This is a genomic window from Sporosarcina saromensis (assembly GCF_033253735.1).
In the GTDB taxonomy this organism is placed as follows: Bacteria; Bacillota; Bacilli; order Bacillales_A; family Planococcaceae; genus Sporosarcina; species Sporosarcina saromensis.
Map to the genome: position 1 here is coordinate 319,154 of NZ_JAUBDI010000002.1, position 19,232 is coordinate 338,385.

16 protein-coding genes are annotated in these 19,232 nt (G+C 38.3%); 1 reads left to right on the forward strand and 15 read right to left on the reverse strand.

All coding sequences use genetic code 11. From position 1 onward, the window contains the following. Nucleotides 1-25 precede the first annotated feature (25 nt). The 4 genes from QT711_RS04410 to QT711_RS04425 all read right to left on the reverse strand — a co-directional run bounded on the left by QT711_RS04410 (nucleotide 26) and on the right by QT711_RS04425 (nucleotide 4,558). Entirely contained in the window at nucleotides 26-1,522 is a 1,497-nt protein-coding gene (locus QT711_RS04410; protein ID WP_398295638.1) for a multicopper oxidase family protein, read from the reverse strand. Between the two features lie 168 nt (nucleotides 1,523-1,690). Continuing rightward, the gene (locus QT711_RS04415) at nucleotides 1,691-2,422 is read right to left on the reverse strand and encodes an urease accessory protein UreH domain-containing protein (RefSeq protein WP_317942297.1); all 732 of its coding nucleotides are present in this window, start codon (nucleotides 2,420-2,422) and stop codon (nucleotides 1,691-1,693) included. Nucleotides 2,423-2,502: 80 nt separating this feature from the next. Next, on the reverse strand, nucleotides 2,503-3,177 hold the full coding sequence (locus tag QT711_RS04420; RefSeq protein WP_317942298.1) for a response regulator transcription factor: 675 nt from the start codon (nucleotides 3,175-3,177) through the stop codon (nucleotides 2,503-2,505). 19 nt (nucleotides 3,178-3,196) lie between these two features. Further along, a complete protein-coding gene (locus QT711_RS04425) occupies nucleotides 3,197-4,558 on the reverse strand; it encodes a sensor histidine kinase (protein ID WP_317942299.1) in 1,362 nt (453 codons plus the stop codon). A gap of 323 nt (nucleotides 4,559-4,881) precedes the next feature. Here QT711_RS04425 and QT711_RS04430 point away from each other — a divergent pair, with 323 nt between their 5' ends. Then, nucleotides 4,882-7,098 carry an EAL domain-containing protein gene (locus QT711_RS04430; RefSeq protein ID WP_317942300.1) on the forward strand — a complete coding sequence of 739 codons (2,217 nt, stop codon included), beginning with the start codon at nucleotides 4,882-4,884 and terminating at the stop codon, nucleotides 7,096-7,098. A gap of 94 nt (nucleotides 7,099-7,192) precedes the next feature. Here the strand turns inward: QT711_RS04430 and QT711_RS04435 are convergent, their stop codons facing one another. The 11 genes from QT711_RS04435 to QT711_RS04485 form a co-directional block, all read right to left on the reverse strand. Next, nucleotides 7,193-7,864 carry a BclA C-terminal domain-containing protein gene (locus QT711_RS04435; protein WP_317942301.1) on the reverse strand — a complete coding sequence of 224 codons (672 nt, stop codon included), beginning with the start codon at nucleotides 7,862-7,864 and terminating at the stop codon, nucleotides 7,193-7,195. A 192-nt stretch (nucleotides 7,865-8,056) separates the two neighbouring features. Further along, nucleotides 8,057-8,911, reverse strand: coding sequence for a methyl-accepting chemotaxis protein (locus QT711_RS04440; protein WP_317942302.1), 855 nt, complete (start codon nucleotides 8,909-8,911; stop codon nucleotides 8,057-8,059). Nucleotides 8,912-8,929: 18 nt separating this feature from the next. After that, nucleotides 8,930-10,387, reverse strand: a complete 1,458-nt coding sequence (locus QT711_RS04445) for an aldehyde dehydrogenase family protein (RefSeq protein WP_317942303.1) — start codon at nucleotides 10,385-10,387, stop codon at nucleotides 8,930-8,932. A 181-nt stretch (nucleotides 10,388-10,568) separates the two neighbouring features. Next, nucleotides 10,569-11,021, reverse strand: a complete 453-nt coding sequence (locus QT711_RS04450; RefSeq protein WP_317942304.1) for a DUF305 domain-containing protein — start codon at nucleotides 11,019-11,021, stop codon at nucleotides 10,569-10,571. A gap of 143 nt (nucleotides 11,022-11,164) precedes the next feature. Next, the gene (locus QT711_RS04455) at nucleotides 11,165-11,461 is read right to left on the reverse strand and encodes a hypothetical protein (protein ID WP_317942305.1); all 297 of its coding nucleotides are present in this window, start codon (nucleotides 11,459-11,461) and stop codon (nucleotides 11,165-11,167) included. A gap of 756 nt (nucleotides 11,462-12,217) precedes the next feature. Then, entirely contained in the window at nucleotides 12,218-13,168 is a 951-nt protein-coding gene (locus tag QT711_RS04460; protein ID WP_317942306.1) for a GNAT family N-acetyltransferase, read from the reverse strand. Nucleotides 13,169-13,208: 40 nt separating this feature from the next. Continuing rightward, a complete protein-coding gene (locus QT711_RS04465) occupies nucleotides 13,209-14,801 on the reverse strand; it encodes an FAD-dependent oxidoreductase (RefSeq protein WP_317942307.1) in 1,593 nt (530 codons plus the stop codon). Between the two features lie 28 nt (nucleotides 14,802-14,829). After that, the gene (locus tag QT711_RS04470; RefSeq protein WP_317942308.1) at nucleotides 14,830-16,602 is read right to left on the reverse strand and encodes an alpha-glucuronidase family glycosyl hydrolase; all 1,773 of its coding nucleotides are present in this window, start codon (nucleotides 16,600-16,602) and stop codon (nucleotides 14,830-14,832) included. A gap of 50 nt (nucleotides 16,603-16,652) precedes the next feature. Continuing rightward, nucleotides 16,653-17,627, reverse strand: coding sequence for a Gfo/Idh/MocA family protein (locus QT711_RS04475; protein ID WP_317942309.1), 975 nt, complete (start codon nucleotides 17,625-17,627; stop codon nucleotides 16,653-16,655). Continuing rightward, nucleotides 17,624-18,346, reverse strand: coding sequence for a hypothetical protein (locus tag QT711_RS04480; RefSeq protein WP_317942310.1), 723 nt, complete (start codon nucleotides 18,344-18,346; stop codon nucleotides 17,624-17,626). The genes QT711_RS04475 and QT711_RS04480 overlap by 4 nt, the downstream gene beginning before the upstream one ends. A 13-nt stretch (nucleotides 18,347-18,359) precedes the next feature. Beyond that, the gene (locus tag QT711_RS04485; protein ID WP_317942311.1) at nucleotides 18,360-19,202 is read right to left on the reverse strand and encodes a sugar phosphate isomerase/epimerase family protein; all 843 of its coding nucleotides are present in this window, start codon (nucleotides 19,200-19,202) and stop codon (nucleotides 18,360-18,362) included. Between the last annotated feature and the right edge of the window lie 30 nt (nucleotides 19,203-19,232).

Genomic DNA, 19,232 nt, shown 5'->3' on the forward strand with positions numbered 1-19,232 from the left:
ATAAGAAGGTGTAAAACCTCTTCGATCACTCTACTAAAACTTGTCCCATCATTCCATTATCTTCATGTTCGAGTATATGACAATGGAACATATACAACCCTTTATTTTTAAATTGAATGGCAATCTTCACTGTCTCATCGGGATGTACAGCAATGCTGTCTTTCCATCCTTGTTCATTCTCTGGAGGTGCAGCGCCATCTCTGCTAATAATCTTGAATTGTGCACCATGAATATGGAACGGATGAATCATTCCACCCATTATGTCCGGCTTATTATAAATTTCCCATACTTCAGTAACGCCTTGCTCTTGTGTAAAGTCGATTCGGTCCGGGTCGAATTTCTTCCCGTTAATCGTCACATGATCCATCATCCCGAATAATTCTACCGTCTTATTAACTGGCAAGTTCTTTTCCTCAGCAGTCAGCGTGAAATCATTTAACTGTGTCGATAATTCGCTTGCCACTCCATTTGAATGAGAAATGTCAAAAGGCAACAGCACGGAGCCATCTTCATTCACTAATGCCAAATCAGAAGTTGCATCAATTGCTTGAAAGTCAATGACAATCTCCGCTCTTTCAGAAGGTGTCAACGTGACTTCCTGAACGGTTACAGGCTCGTTCAAAAAACCGCCATCCGTACCAATTTGAACAAACGAATCCCCACTATTTAACTTCAATGTGTAATTTCTCGCATTCGAGCCATTTACGATTCGCAACCGTACTTTCTCTTTCTCCACTGTCAACTTGGGATTGACCGTTCCATTTATGAGTAACGTATCACCGATTGTGCCGTCTTCATTTCGAGCTTCACGATAATTCAATTGATGGTTCTCATCAAACAGCTTATCTTGAATGATTAACGGAAAATCATTTTTCCCGTAGTCATCCGGCACATTAAGATGCTTTGAGTTTTCATCCTCAATAAAAATTAAACCAGCCAATCCGTTGTATACTTGATCTGCAGTATTTCCATGAGGATGAGGGTGAAACCACAGTGTTGCCGCTTCTTGTGTCACCTTAAACTCAATTACTCTCTCCTCACCCGGTTGTAGTGCATCATGAGGGCCACCGTCTGCATCAGCAGCCACTTCCAACCCATGCCAATGGAAAGTTGTCTCTTGATCAAGTTCATTAATTGTCCGGATTTTAATCGTTTCTCCTTTTGTAAACTGGAGCATGGGGCCTAAAAACGTTCCATTGTAGCCATACGTTTTCGTTTTACTTCCATTAAATATTTGAGTTTCCCCTTTTTGAGCCCTTACCGTGTAAGTGACATCACCATCTATATTCCGCTCAAGAACCGGTGGGACAATCAATTCATTTTCACCTGTAGAATCTTTTAATTGCATTACTTCATCATGACTCATATGGCCTTCCATTTCACCATGACTCATACCGTCTTCCATTTCATCATGATTCATCATTGTCTGATCCGTACGGACTTCTGCAGGCTCCTCTTTCACACAGCCGCTCAATATTAGGAAGCCCCCTAACATCATCAGTGCGAGTTTGTTGCTATTCATCATCGTTTCCTCCAATCCTTCACCATCGTTCGTTACGTAGCGTAGCAAATAAATAAGGAAAATCTATGCATATCGTAATCAATTCATCACAAATAGGAAGGAGTTCTCATTTGTAGGAATTACACTTGAGAGGATGGAACTGTTTACACGAGTCATTTCAAGTAAAATTCAACTCCAGTAAGTCACAGTATCCAATAATCCTATGATGATAAGCATGACACCTGCCACTTTTTGAATAGCAGCACCAATCTTGACACTTGTTCGCATAATCCGTTTGTCTACGTTAAAAAACCAAATAAACACAAACAACAAAATAAGAGGAAATGCAGTAGCTATACCAAAAACAGCTGGAAGAATTAAGCCATAGGACGTGGCAGTGACAACAGGCATAAGCCAACCGAAAAACAAAATGAACATTGTCGGACAAAATGCGACTGAAAAACTTGCACCAAACAGAAAAGAACCAAGCTTCCCGTCACGTAACCGTTGAGGGACATGTATCGCTAATCGATTTAAAAAGCGCATCTTTACAATCCCGAGAAGTACAAGACCTGTAAGGACAATGAGGGGACCGATAACCTTTCGAAAGATTGGAAAATAGCCTACTAAGGATGATTCAAATTGTTGGCCAAACAACCATGCGAAAAGCCCAAATATGCTAAAAACAACAACTTTACCTAGAATGAAAAATAGGACTTCTTTCCAATCACTCTTTGTTTGTACAGATCGTTGCCCATACAGCGTCATCGCACTTATATTGCCTGTGAGCTGACAAGGAGCAGCCGCACCAATTACACCTAGTAATAGTGCAACAACTAGGGGGTAATTCCCAAATGAATTGATGAGTCGAGTCATTGGCTCGGTAATACTTACACTTATCTCAGATAAGATTCCATACAAATGTAAAACACCTCCTATATTTCTTAGCGACTTGATTTATTTCTTTTACTTTTTCAGTAATCGATTCCACCAAAATCTCTTTATCCCCATTTATAACCAATCCCCCACACAGTATGGAGAAATTCCTCGATTGGAAAACCAGCCGCTTTCAATTTTTCCCGTAGATTTCTAATGTGTGAATCTACTGTACGAATGTCCGTGTAGGTGTTGTAATTCCATGCAGTACGCAGTAACTGCTCTCGCGTATACGTCCTTTTCGGATTGCTAATTAACGTATGAATAATGGAATACTCTTTCAGTGTCAGATAGGCTTCAACATGCCTATATTTCAACGAATACGTGTAATGACTTAAGATGAATTCACCATTTACCGTTGTATTTTCGTCTTCCTGTTTATGCACTCTTCGAAGTAACGCATTCACTCTTGCAACGAGTTCACCTTCATCAAACGGTTTTGTAACGTAGTCATCAGCGCCAACATCTAATCCTCGAACAACGTCTAATTTATCTGCCCTTGCAGTCAACATAATAATCGGCACATTTACTTGTTGGCGAATCATTTCACATACTTCCCAGCCATCCATGAAAGGCATCATAATATCCAAAATGACAAGATCTATTTGTTGTGACTGGATCATTTCAATCCCTTTTTCACCACTCTCCGCTTTCAAACAGGCAAATCCATGTGGAGCTAAAAATAATTCAAGTAAATTAAGCATTCTTTGTTCATCATCGATGAGTAGGATCTTTCGCAATGTAATCTCCCCTTTCAACTTATAGTTTCACGATAAAAGTGGAGCCAGTGCCAACGCGGCTTTCTACATAAATGACACCATCGTGCGCTTCAACTAGCTCCTTCACAATCGCTAGTCCTAATCCTGAGCCTCCAGACGTACGTGAACGAGATTTCTCAACTCGATACAACTTGTCAAAAATCCGGTCAATTTCATCATGAGGAATACCAATTCCTTCGTCAGAGACCTGTAGGACTGCATTAGCACCCTCCTCGTATACGGTCATCGTTACGTCCGTATTCGCTTCTGAATATTTCAATGCATTATCCAACAAATTCAATAGAATTTGTTCCAAGCGTAAGGGATCTGCAAACAGTTGAAAGTCTTTTTCACATAAAATGGTTAGGTTGATGTTTTTCAGTTCAAATGAAGGTTGTACGAGACGATATAATTCCTTTGCAAATCGTTGTGCCGAGAAATACGTCTTTTCAACCGTAAAAGACAATTCATCCATTTTCGCTAACTCCATTAAATCTTTCACAAGTTCCTTCATTCGGTTCGATTCTTCCGCAATGATCTTCAAGTATTCCATTCTTTCCTCATCCGTAAGCTCATTTCTCATCGCCACTTTCAAGTAGCCGATCATATACGTCAGAGGCGTGCTAAGTTCATGGGAAATCGACGCTAAAAATTCATTTCGCTCCGTTTTCATAGTTTCCAAGTCCGTCGCCAGTTCCATAATGGCCATAGACAGTTCTCCGAGTTCATCTTTTCCTGCATTCGGCAAACTAACACGAAAATCTCCTTCACGTAATTTTTCAGTTGCTTCTTTCATATGTACGAGCGGACGCGTTAAAAACTTGGATAGGACAAGATAAATGACAAACAAAATGATTATGCTTACACCGCCTGCTAAACCGAAATGCAAGTTGACACGGTCGACTAATCGTTGAATAGGTTCAGTCTTTTGGAACATCACTACATGACCTGACCAATCAGCTATCTGATAAGGATGAACACTCACAATATACTCCGAGTTTTTCCAATCATCTAATAGCAACTGATCATCTTCTCGGCGAGAACCGTCCAATAGCTTCAAATACTTATTCAAAGCAAGAAGGTTTTCGGCTGAACTCTGAATAACCTCATCGTTTTCTCCCGTGATAACTACTTCGCTTTCCTTGCCGTATTCCATTAAGACGATATGATTCATCGTCTCTTCAGAATAGTAATCCTCTAACACCTCACGATGGTTAGAGCCATTAGCCATCACTCTCTCAAACTCTTCTTCAATTCGCGCGTGAATTATCGTTTGGTGCAGATAGATCATAAGAATCGATTCAAGCAAAAGAAATGACAATATAAAGTAGGCAGCTAGTTTTGTGGAAATTCTCTTCAGCATCCTCACCTCCCAATACATCTCAATCTATTATAGAAAATGATTATGAAAAAGATATGCAGAAAGGTTTGATGGACATTCAATAACCGACCACAATTTCATATTCATTAACTAACTACGATTGAACATTATTTGTCTATACACAAGTCTACATCCTGTTTATAAGCAAAGAATTAGGAACGCTTTCAGTTTAGTTGCCATGTATAGTGGATACACTGCTTTCACGACATCTCAAAACAACCAAATACACAGACATTTATTTCCTGAGAAATAAACAATATCTTCGACGTCACGATTCCCTATCACTCACGATGGAGGCATTCCACATGACAGAACCACATTACATAAAAGAATCAAAGAGAAAATGTAAATTGGCTGGAATGGATCCAGACAAAGTAGCAAAACCAAAAAAATTTCTATGCGAAGTAGCTTTTGAAGAGAAATTGACTTTCTATCGTGAAATTTTATCAGTGGTCCGCTTCTTTTCTAACAAGCTTCTTGATTCTTTAAAAGGAACACCTATACTTGTAGTTGTCTCTGATGCAGATGGTTACTTGATTGACGTAACTGGAGACGAAACAATCAAAGCAGCTATCGAACAATTTGGGATTGTTGCAGGCAGTCAATTTTCACAGGAAGACACAGGTACAAACGTGGTGACACTCTCTTTGGAACAAAAACACCCTGTTAGCATTATCGGCGATCAGCATTACCATTCTGTTCTACACGATGTGGCATGCTATGGTACGGCTTTTCATGTAAAAGGCGAGACGAAACTACTTGGAAGTATATCCATTATGACACCACTCCCATTTCAAAACCCATTATTACTAACAATGTTAGCACTAACTGTTGACTCGATTGAGAGAGAGCTTTTACTTCGAAAACAAAATAAGAAACTCAATATATTAAATCAAATTCTCCTCACACGAACAAAAAACGGTATTATCATTACAGATGAAAATGGAGTTGTAACAACATCCAATCTATTTGCAGAACAAATCGTAAATCAAAAAAAATCTTTAATTGGGCTTCCTATACATCAATTTCAATTAGTCGGCAACCATTTTAAAGCTGTACTTGAAGAAGAAAAGATCATTACGGATGAAGAAATACCTTTTCCAAACATAGAAGAGAATACTGTTGTCTGTTTGTTTGACGCCTATCCTATTTTTGAAAACACGAAATTAATTGGGGCATATGGACAGTTCAGAGATATTACTGAACGATACTTACTGGAGGAGAAATATAACTATTTAGCGTTTCATGATGAGTTAACAAATTTACCTAACAGGCGCTTCATCAACAAGGAACTATCTGCTTTTATTGAAGAACATAAAGCATTTAGAAAAGGTAATGAATTAGCTTTATTGTTCATTGATCTTGATCGCTTTAAGATCATAAATGATAATTTTAGTCATTCATATGGAGACGAGCTCTTGATCGAAGTAAGCAAACGCTTAGCTGGGTGCTTAGGAAAAAAAGATATACTTGGCAGAATGGGTGGCGATGAGTTTGTCATGTTACTGCGAGATTTTGAAGACGCAACTGATATAGCTAATAAAGCCGATACGATTATTAAGCTTTTCCAAGAACCCTTTTATGTACATGACGAAAAAATTTACACAACAGCGAGTATAGGAATTGCAATATATCCCGATCACCCTATACCTAAAGAAAAATTTCTTATTTATGCGGATAATGCCATGTATCAAGCGAAGTCTCTTGGGAAAAATCGCTATGCTCTTCATTCCACAGATACGTTAACTGATCTGATGGGTGACTCCATACTTGAGATGGACATGCGAAGAGCACTTGAACAAAACGAATTTATTCTGTATTATCAGCCTCAACTTCATAGTTGTACGCAAGAGATCGTTGGGTTGGAAGCGTTAATTCGTTGGCAACATCCGACACTCGGCCATCTCGCACCTAATCGTTTCATTTCGTTAGCTGAGGAAAACGGGTACATTACAAAAATTGGTGAGTGGGTTATCGCTGAAGTATGTAAACAGAACAAAAAGTGGCAGGACGACGGTTTGAAACACATCCAAGTCCATGTCAATCTCTCTTCACAACAGTTCAATAAAACGAACCTCGTACAATTCATCGAACAAACATTAGAAGAAACTGGGCTAAAGTCTCAATACTTAGGCGTTGAAATTACAGAATATATAGCTATGGAAGACGAATCCTCCATTAACGTTGTAAGAAAGCTAAAAGAGATCGGTATCGCGATTAGTATTGATGATTTTGGGATAGGACACAATTCGCTTCATTACCTCAAACATCTTCCAATCGATTTCATTAAAATTGACCGGTCATTCATTGCAGATATGATGAAGGATCAACATAACGCCATCATTGTACAAACAATCATAGACTTGACACACAATTTAGGAATGGAAGTCATCGCTGAAGGTGTGGAAACTTTGGATCAATTAGAGTTTTTAAAAGACCACAACTGTACGATTGTGCAAGGTTTTGTTCTCTACAAACCACTACCAGCTAAAGAAATTAGGAAATTATTACAGGTAGAGTAAATATATAACCGATAAAAACAGACTGTATACTCGAATAAGAGTATACAATCTGTTCGGCTTTCTGTATGATTTGCCACATAAACAAGTCAACTATTTACGCTAATTGCACAATCACAATAGAAGCACTGATGACTGGAATGTCTGGAGATATTTGATTGTCTAATACTGTACGTCCATCAAGATTTCTCACAGTTAGAACATCCCCAGCCGTTAAAGTGATAATTTGTTGACCGACGAAAGGTTGGTTACCCGACGTTGCCCCATAGGCTGTCCCAATAATTTGACTGTTACCGTTAAATAACGCAAATGCGGATGTTCCTTGTTGTGGATTCACTTCGTAGGTAATCAAATATGTGCCTGTTTCGTTAATGGTAATTTCCGCATCACCTGGAACATGTGTGACGAATCCTGGAGGTGTGATATTTCCGTTTGTATCAAAAGTTACAGAATCACCTTCTTCAAGTGTCTGTTGTGTTGTATCATAAATATATGCTGCACCAAGCACACCTCCCGGAGGACCTTGTGGACCTGCTGGACCTTGTGGACCCGCTGGACCTTGTGGACCCGCCGGACCTTGTGGACCCGCCGGACCTTGTGGACCCGCCGGACCTTGTGGACCTTCAGGACCTTGTGGGCCCGCCGGACCTTGTGGACCTTCAGGACCTTGTGGGCCTCGTTGACCTGGCGGGCAAGCTCTGCATGGATTAAAACAAGAATCAACTGGAGTAGCTTGCACACATCGAATAGGTTTATAGTGATATCTCATTCAATTCACCTCCTTCTTTACTCTTTCTTACTATATTCAATGAAAGTTGTGTCGCTTGTACAAACGTAATAGGTGATAACGGAAATTGCGAAATTACCTCTCTCACCATGTACTGACTATTAAATAATTTATTATCAGCAAAAAAATACGACCAAGAACTTAGCAGTTAAGTTCCGGTCGTTTTGTACTTCATTATTGATTCTCTAATGTATTCTCTGCCATGGAAGATAAACTTTGAGCATTCCGGCTGATTTCTTGAACAGTTGCTGAAATTTCTTCGATCGCTGCCGCTTGATTGGAAGATACTTCATTAATCGTTGAGAATGATTTGTTTAACGCATCTACAGCAGAAGTAATTCGTTGGATAACTTGATCAATTTGCGAAACATTCTCTTTTGAATTGGTTGCGAGTTTACGGATTTCGTCAGCTACTACTGAAAATCCTTTACCTTGTTCACCAGCCCTTGCTGCTTCTATCGCAGCATTCAGTCCCAGGAGATTGCTTTGATCAGATATTCCTTTAACAACCGAAGAGATGTTTCCAATTTCATCAGTTCCTGTCATTACTTCTGCGATTATTTCATTTGCATCGACTACTTGATCTGCTAAATTGGTAACAGAATTTGCAATGTCATCGAGAGAAGCAGCGGTTTCCTCAACAATTGCAGATAAGCTATCGGCAACCATGAACAATTCATTAGATTTTTGAAGACTTGTCCCTATCCCTACTCCACCGACAATCTTGCCGTGATCATCGTGAAGGGGAATGGCCCGAGCAATCAATGGAAATCCAAAAAGCTCTTTGGGCACCATGGCGACTTTGTCACTATTTTCTCTTAGAGCTTCTGTTATAATATCTCCCGGCGCTAACGGATCACCAACAGACACATCCAATGCAAACGTTTCCCCTGGTATATTTAACAACAATTGTTTTGTATCGTAAATCCCTATTGTAATATCATCTTGTATTAAGCGATTTAAATAAGGTGCTATCTTTATGAAAGCATCTAAAATCTCAACATTCGTCGCTGTATCATGCTTCGTCAATTGTCTGTACCCCCTACTTCAATATGGAAAGGTTCGTTGTCCAAAATTTAATGATATCCATTTCATTGTAGTAAACTCATCCAAACTCCATTGCCCATTTAGCCGTCCAATTCCAGATTGGTTTTCTCCTCCAAACGCAACAATCGGCTCGTCATTTATCGTTACATCATTGATGTGAATCATACCCGTATGAATTTTCTTAGCCATTTCAACACCTTTTTCAAGATTGCTCGTATGGATCGCTCCACTCAATCCGAAACGTGTATCATTTGCAATGTTAACTGCTTCTTGTTCCGTTTCAAATTGCATGACGCACACAACTGGTCCAAATAACTCTTCCTGAGCTACCGTCATATCCGGTGTAACATCTCCTATAATTGTTGGCGCAACCAAGTTACCAGTAATGGAACCATCTAATATAATAGAAGCCCCTTCTTCAATACTTTTATCAATGTACGACTTCAATGTGGATGCCTGTCGCTTATTTACAACTGGTCCAATAATGGTGTCAGCCTCTTTCGGATCACCGACCTTTAGGGATGAAACCTTTTCTTTATATTTCTTGATAAATTCCTCATATACATCTTTATGGACAACAATCCGATTTGCAGACATACAAATTTGTCCCTGATGCGTGAACCTGCTGAAAGTGGCCGCATTTACAGCATAATTAATATCTGCATCCGCCATAATGATGAATGCACTATTTCCACCTAATTCCAACAAAGGTTTTTTGAAATTTTTCATAGCAACTTGACCAATATGTCGTCCAATTTGAGTCGATCCAGTAAACGATATTATTCGAGGTATCGGATGCTCAATGAAAGCATCACCGATTTCTTTAATATCTGTTACGACAACATTTAATAGCCCAGAAGGCAATCCAGCCTCTTCAAAAATCTTAGCTATTAGTGTCCCACCAGTGACAGGTGTTTCTTCATGTGGTTTAAGGACAACGCCATTCCCCGCACCTAAAGCAGGTGCAACAGATTTCATGGATAGGAAAAAAGGAAAATTAAATGGACTGATGACACCCACAACTCCAACCGGTACACGGTACAATCTATTTTCCTTATGATCTTCTGTCGAAGGCAATATCTTCCCTTCCATTCTTAGTGGGAACGTAGCTGCCTCTTTAATCATGTTCTTGACTAGGCCAATCTCAAAAGCCGCTTTAAGTCTAGTTGCGCCTAATTCTTGAATAATTATCTCTGTAATTTCCTCTTCGTGCTGTTCAATATAAGCGACCGCATTTTCTAAAATGGTACGCTTCTTATAGGCATTTACGTGCGCCCATTCTTTCTGACTACGAAATGACGCATTATAAGCTTGGTCGACATCCTCTATTGTCCCGATCTTCATACTTGCAAGTTCTTCACCCGAGTATGGATCAACATTTACAAGCTTATTACGACTTCCTCCATCTCTCCAGGAGCCATTAATGTACTGTTTACTTAATGTTTGTATCGTTAACATGACTTTCCCCCTAAAACACAAATTGGTTATTAGCATACAATATTACTATCGGAAAAATTTACCGTATTCTTTAGTTCTATACTAATGTGTTTTTATTCTAAATAATTAAAACAAAAAGACGCCTTCATTGACGTCTTTTTATCCTTTGTTGCTCATATTTAAATTAACGATATTAAATAATTCATTCACGTTGCTCCAACTCTTCAATTAATACCTTCATTTCTTCAATTTCCTTCTTCTGCGCTTCAATAATTTTGTCCGCTAAATCTTTCACACGTGAATCTGATATCTTTGCGCGTTCGCTCGTTAAAATGGCAATTGATTGATGCGGAATCATCGCTTTCATCCAAGATGTATCTTCAATAGTCGCCTGACTGCGGACTAAATACAATGACAAAGCAAAAATGATTACACTTACGCCTAAAATTCCAACATTCAACTTTTTATTCGCATACATTTTCCACATGAATGCCATCATAATCATTGCCATTGTAGCTCCCATCAGCAAAGCCATATACAGTCGTGTTTCACTGAAGAATACATGGTCGAGTGCATATGTGTTCAAATACATCAATCCAAACATGATAACTGTGGATGTCACAATCATCATCGCAAACCTTCCGTAACTTTTCATACTGTAGATCTCCTTTCATGAAATGATTGAGTTTCTGTCTCCTCTACCCCCTAAATATGCAGAAAGTCTGCACTTACCTAAAATTCATCTCATGACTTAGCTCATCGGTAATTGACTGCACAACCGACTACACAAAACAATAATCATTCATATGTCGGTCGAAGCATTATTTCATTTAAATAATCCAGGTTGAAATACACGATAACTACTAGCGACGTTAACAATACAAGCTGAATACCTATGACAATTAACTGCGCTTTATGCGTGCGGAAACGTCTTGACAGTACATAAATTATAGGGAATGCCAGCAAGACACTACATGCAATCGTCGTGAACTGTAAATGATCAAGATACATATAAACGTAAACAAGTGGAGAAAGATTTTGTACTTGTTGAGCAAGGAACGGAAAAAGAATGCATAAAACGGCAAACACATTCATTATTGTTGCGACAGATACAATCGCTATATAAAAAAGCGGCTTTTGCTCATACTAGACTCCTCCTAGTTTTTAAAATAGTATTATAGTAGTCAGACGCGCAATGACTCTTTTTGTTACAAATTCTTAGCTAGCTTCTCAAATCACAAAAATTTACTCGTACTAATACAACTAATACTTGTTAATGTATAAGGAATTGCTTAATATGCAACAAATTTGAAGACCGTTCACATTCCAACCTTTCTTTCTATGAAACCTTGTACATGTAATAAACAAAACAAGGCTGGGACAAAACTTTAAATAGCCATTCCTCTGCGCTCCAAAAGACACGCTTTCTGCGGGGCGCGCTCGAGCCAATCGAAAAACGAAGAGTTCGATTGGCTCCCAACTCTGCGCTTTTGCTCGCAAAAGCCGTTCTACGTGACGGCTTTCCCTGCGGGACTCAACATCTGCGCTAAACCCTTCAGGACATTGAATAGACTTCGTCGAATAAGCATTGAACGAAGGAAATGCATCAGCATTTTCGAGGAGTCGGTCTTTTTCCCCTCCGATCCACTCATGAAAATGAAAAAGAAACATTATAAAAGCATAAAAATGCATGTTGGCGAATTTTGCCTTCATGCATTTTTTTATGTTTTATCCGAGCCTCTTTACTTCAACATTATTATATCGCGCGTTTTTTGCTTGCAAAAGAGATCGAAATTCAGTTGACCAAGAGGTGAAATTATGACGATTTGTTCAACTCCTTTATGGAAATAATTACTTAACATCTTTCAAATAAACCCCATAACTTTTCCATATTTTGAAGTCTAATTTCTCATAAAACTCCACTAATATTGTCCAGTCAATGATAATTGTTTCGATATTTCTTTCTTGTATATACGCCATTGCGGCTTGAACAATCGCTAATCCATAGCCATTTTTTTGTTCATTTGCATCTATTCCTAATGGACCAATCCCAGCAATTTCTCGGGTAAAAAGCGGACTCCAATAAACGTTTTGCGCAATTGATGGCGAGTGGGAATCATTAATTCTACAAAATCCGATAATCTGACCCTTCTTTTTAAGGACGACGAACTCTCGGCCTTCCCAATTCATTTCAAAATATTTAATGGCTTCATATTCCCATCTTCCCGGGAAACACCTTTCTAAGAATGAAATGAATTCTGCTTCCTCTTCTCTTTTTAGTTTTGAAAATGTAACAGAATCAATCTTTGGGAAAGGATACTTTTTGTCCAAATGGTTTATTAAATCATAGGTGGCTAATTTTTTAACATAACCATTTTTCTTTGCCCATTTTTGTGCATCTTGATATTGTTCTGGAATGCCTGAGAAATAATGAAAAGGATCACCAGCCAATTGCATGGTCACAACTCCTTTTTCCTTTAATCCTGTTTCTGCACGTTCAAGTAACTCTGTTCCAATTCCTTTTCCACGGTGGTCACGATCTACTAAAAGCACTTGAATCCAACCTTTTTTGTCATCCATTTTAACATCGATTTCTTCTTTCCAGTGTTTAGCGATAACGAAGCCGATGACATGGTCTTGTTCATCTACAGCGATATGTGAATCTTCATAGGAAACGTTTTTATCATTAAAACTATTTTGTTCAAACAACTCTTTACGCATTGGAAAGTCTTCGGCCAATTCCTTATTCCACAACTCAACTAGCTCTTCCAAGCGATCATGATTCCAAGATAGTATCTTCATATGAATCCTCCATTAGATAAATAATCTTTCTTTGATTATTTTATTTACCAAACGTTTCTTCCATTCGTTTTATCGGATCATCAACCATACCTGTCCCCCATCGAACGACTTGATTGGCCTTTAGAAGCTCCTGCTTCAGCTCCTCGTAATTGACATCTTGTACAGTTGTTTCATGCTGAATAGCAAGAGCTGCAGCCACACCCGCCGACTGGCCTAGAATCATGAAAATGGGTTCCATTCGAATGGATCCATACGCAATATGAGAGCTTGATAAGCAAACCGGGACAAGTAAATTGGTACATTCCGTAGCTTTTGGACGAATGGATCGATATGAAATTTCATAAGGGCCAATGGGAACTTGAACATCCCCCTCATTCACACATCGGCCATCAATGACGACGCGTCTGCAATTATGAGAATCCATATGGAACGATGCCAAACCGATTGAATCGTCAACAAAAGTTTGTTGCAGGCAATTACGGTCCGTCATGACATATTCAGAAATCATTCGTCTACTTTCACGAATGTACAACTGATGTGGCCAGTTTCCCGTTTTTATAAACTCGTCTTTCGGCAATCCCCACTCATTCACTTCCTGACGTATTGCATCTGGAACGCGCGAATCATTCGCTAAAAAGTACAACATTCCCATATCATAATTTACATGATCTTGAAAGATTTCCTCACGTCTTTGGTAACTTCCTTCCGGCCAATCGTAATTCATCCCGATATGATCTGTTGAAATCGCTCCATAGTTATTTAAATCTGACTTGCCATTTGGCAACATCGTATGAAGTTTCATGGCATCCCAAACTCCAGATTGAATATAGCGCAGTAAAAGTCCGTATCGTTTGTCATCATAATGAGCTGGTTTTGGGAAAGGTAACTTATTCTCTGGATCTTTTGTCAAGCAAATGCGGAAATTATACGCTTGAATCCGATGATCTCCTTGCCCTTGATAGCCCAATTGTTCACGATCATCTTCTGTAATCCCTGGCAAAACGCCACTTTTCGGTTGTCCTTCAACAACATAAGGGTCAATCCATTTTTCGAATTTATGATGCGGCGCACCAAACTGAATGCCATTATATATTTCCTGATATGTTGCATTGTATTCGCGTCCAACAAAATAAGAAACACCTGACTTGGCGAGTAAATCACCTTCATAACTACAATCCATAAAGATTTTCCCACTATATCGGGCTCCGTTTTCCATGACAATTTCAGTAATCTGCTGATTTTCTACCGTTACTTCAGCTAAATGTTGGTATAAATATACTGGAATATCATATATTCTCATCCATTGATTGAACACAAATTGAGCTGCTTTAGGTTCGAATGTCCATTGCTTTTCTTTGTGATAATATTTTGCAATTTCTTGATAAAATTCACGCGAAAGACCACCAACTGCATCTTCCGCACCAAGATCTGTCGCACCCAATCCACTGGCAGTCATCCCACCAATATTTTTGCTAAACTCCACTATTGCAACCGTTATACCCATCCGTTTTGCTTGAACAGCTGCCGTTAACCCTGCTGGTGTACCGCCGTAAATAATAAGCTCTTTTTCAATTAAAGTTTGATTGTCCACCTTTTGGGTGGGTACGTAATAATGTAGATTGCTAATACCCATTTATAGACCTCCGCTTACCTTTCTTGTATTAATGTTCTACCTCTAATGTCCATGCTTCTGCATGAATTCCAGCTACCTCTTTTAGATAATAAAAATAAATTAACATCATTTCTTTCGTTGTAAATGATGTTAAGTTATCTTTTGTTTGAATCGCTAATAATGATTCTGTCTCCGTTAAATCCCACTCAGCTAAACGTTTATAAACTTCACGTAAGTACAATGGAATTTGAGGATAGTTTAACCGGTCTTGTACTTTTTCCGGGTCAACAAGCCGTGCTGGAAATAGGGGAGCATTCCACTTCGTGTGCTGTGAAATAAGTTTTTCCAGTTCGATAAACAGTTGTTGAAATGCCTCTTTGTCTTCATTCAGTACGTTAAAGTATTCTTCGACAACGTCCTTGTATTCTTCGCCCCATGCAATTCTAGCGTATAAATAATTATTGAAATGGTGAATCCATTTCCATGGATAGTTTTCCTCTATTTCAGGATGTTTTCGTTTTTGATGCGTCGGTACAATTAAATTTAAAACGCCTTGTATATTCAATTTTTTGTAATCATGTAAATCCTGCTGAATTCTTGTCAGTAATGGAGGGAACAGTTCGGATAACATAAAATGATCACTATAATATTCTAGAACAGTTAATGATCGGCCTTTTTTAATGGCTTCCTTATTCCAATCCTGCAATGTTTCATATGCTCTCTTTTGTTTAGGTTCGTTGGAGTCAATTGAGGTTGAATAATCCCTTCCCCAAAAGGCATACAATACATCGACATGGTACGAGGATTCCATTTGCTCTTTTCTTTCTAACATATTCCAAGACAAACCTGCATTGTAGACAATGTATTCCACACCTACTTGTGATTTGTTCTTCTGGAGAGCTTCTTTCAATTTTTCGGTAAATCGAATATATGTCGGTAAAAACTCGCTTCCATTTTTCTCATCAATTCCGATATCCTCTGGCCATAAAGAGACTCTCGTAATCACTTCATTTTCCATACAGATGTCTACTATTTTTTGAATAACCTTATCTTGAAGCTTCGTATTTTCAGCAAAAAACTTCAATTTATCGTTCTGTTTAAGTTCACTATCACTTGTTTTTTCTTGTATTTCATTTAGTAAAAAGCTTAAGCTATGTCCACCTAAAGTTACATGAACATTCCGTTTTCTCAACGTAGAGGACACGTATGATTTGATGTCATTCCATAAAAAGAATGTGAAAAAGTATTCATTTTGACCATTCTTCACACCCCAATCAATAAGAGCGTTAATATAATTAGGATCATTAATGGTTTCGATAATATTACCTCGCCTAGCAAACATCGGCTCATGAATATACAGTTGTTCATGTGTAGGTATATCTTTATCCACAATGCGTTCTTCATCCAAACGAGTCCACTCATAGCCAAAACGAATTCTACAATACATATAAACGCCATATAGAATCGAACGTGCCTCATTACCGATAATCCACACATCATTGCTAGACTTAAACAACGCAAATCCATCATCGTTAATTGTGATTATTTTTTTATCTTTACAAGTGGCATGATATTCATTTGTTGTGATCAAGTGAATTTTTCTATTACTATTTTCAATATGACTGGACGACCTTCCGGAATCTGTTATCGTACATTCATATCCAGCATTGCGCATCAACCTTCTTAACTCTTCAACAGCAAACAAAGTTGTTTCATGCTGATTCCAATAAATAATTTCGTCCATGATTCTCAGCACCTTTTCCAATAGATGTTTTTTATTTACTATTCGCCCTATCGCAAAGCAAAGAACAGAAAAAAGCACTATCGTTTCCTATCAAAATTGATAATCACTAGTGCCTTATTTATCGGTAATTATAAGTGAATCGTCTTATTCAACTTACTTGATTCGTATCCCGCCAGTGAAACCTCTAATGACTTCAACCCGTCATAACCCGTGATTGACGGTTCTCTTCCCTCTTTCACACAGTTAACAAAATCTTGTATCAATCCAAAGTCCATATCATTTCCCCAAAAAACATTCTCCAATGATTTATTATCATTGGTAAACATTCTAAAGTGTTCTTGAAATACATCCACTTTCACAGTTTGCTTTGTTCCAATGACTTCAATTGTTGCATCACCCCATGATGGGTATTCTGTAAAACGAGACCAGCTTGCATCATGCGAAGCGACTACTCCATTTGCGAATTCAAAAGTCAAAAGTCCCGCATCATCAATATCTATTCCATGAAAATATGAATCGACAATCGCTTCCACTTCGGAGATTTCTTCATTTAAATACCAGCGCATAATATCTACCATATGCACTGTATGATCTAAGACAGCCCCACCACCTGATTGGTCCTCATCGATAAACCAACCACCCGGATTTTGTCCGCGATTTGTTGTCCGAAAGGCAATAATTTCACCTAGCTCATCGTTATCAATCATTTCTTTTAGTTGCTGAATGGGTGAACTGAATCTTACTGGATAAGCAATTTGCAAAATCACATTATGATCTTTACATGCTTGAATCATTTTTTGTGCATCTGCAAGATTCGTCGCAATTGGTTTTTCACATAAGATGTGCTTTTTAGCTTTCGCTGCATGCAAAACCATTTCTTTGTGACGATTGTTTTCACTACAAACAATGACAGCATCCATGTCTAATGCTAGAAATCCAGCTTGGTCACTATAATGTGTTGTATGATACGTTTCGGCCGCTTCTATTCCTCTATCGATATCGTCATCAAAAATGCCTACTAATTCAACGTTTGGTAATTTAGTTAATGCGTTAGCATAACTATATGCGTGCATATGTGCGAAACTCATTATCCCAATCTTCATGAATAGACACCTCCATCGATAAGCCTGCTAAAATCATTCAATCGGTCAATAAGTTCCTGATCTACTTTCTGTGCACATGCTAAAATAGCGTCAACTGAATAAGCTAATGGTTGGGCCGGCTTTCTTGTTGACTGAATGGATACCATCTGATCACTATCAAACTCGATTATTTTTTTTATCCCACTCCACTCAAGTTCGATGCGCTCCCGATCACTTACCGTGTATTCGATATGGGCCATCGTTCCTCCACCAAAGTTCATCAAAATAATCGTATGGGATGGTGTAACAGATTGGTCTGTTTGTTTTACGCGGATATCTTGTGGCTTGCCAAATAATGATGACAAGGTATATAAATCACCAGTGAGTAACGAGTGATTACGATCATGCTGAACAGTTCGCCTAAAACGGAAAACACCTTTTGGTTGATCTTCTTTACTAATTATTTCTTTCACCTTTTGATAAAACGGATAGCTTTCCAAATCAAAATAAATGTGTAATCCTAACGATTTATGGCTTTCTAATAGGCTAGTTGCCGGAATATAAACGTTTTCTGGATTACGAACTACAGCATTACTATTTTCTTCTGTCAAAGTTGAGAAATATGTAATTTCATCATTGTTTTTCTTCAATAATTGTTCTACTGATTCTACTACTCGGATATTTTCTGCTGTTGCGCTAAAGTCGAGTTTCTCCAAGCCGCCAAGTATAATTTTCATCATTGTTGCAAGCCTCCTAATTCAATAGGTTTCTTAAACGATTAACCGCCTCTGCATTCGCTTTTTTTGCATCGTCATGCCCCTCATACTCTATCGATAACCAACCGTCGTAATGAATGTTTTTTAAACCTTCTACAATATAATTCAGATCGACTTCACCATCACCAGGTATTACACCGATTAGTTCCAAACCATCTGTTGATAAAAACCCACGAACAGATTCGTTTGCCGTTTTTGCACGAAAGTCTTTAAAATGAACATGCACAATATCGTTTTTTAGCTGCTCAAACGCCTTTGTCGGCTTTTCATGAACAAGCAAAAAGTTTCCTGTGTCAAATGTTGATTTTACATACGGACTATTCACTGCATCAATAATTTCTTTTACTTGTCTACTCTTACCAGCCAATAATCCGTGATTTTCAATCGCTAAATATACTTGCTCTTTTTCAGCAGTTCGTGCACATTCTTTTAAACTTTCAATAATCCAAGCGAATCCTTTTTCAAAGGTTAAGTCTTCTTTGGCATCTCCACAAAATATACGAACAATATTTGTGCCCAGTTTTTTTGCCACTTGAATTGCATTCACAACGGCAGTTACTTCTTCAGCGCGTTCTTCCCTTGTTTCTTTTACAAAGCTATTCATAATGTCATAGGCAGACACTCGTAAGTTATATTTTTTTAATGCAACTCTTACTCGGTCCAGTTCTTCAGTTATATCTGCTTTGTTTTCCCAGTACACATCGAGTAGCTCTACACCATCAATTGCAATCATACTTGCATAGTCAATAAATTGTTCAACCGACCAGTGTTCTTTTTTTATTGTTGTTGCTAAACTATACATACTCACACTAATTTTCATAATATCCCCCCACTCGTGCTTTAAAGAATT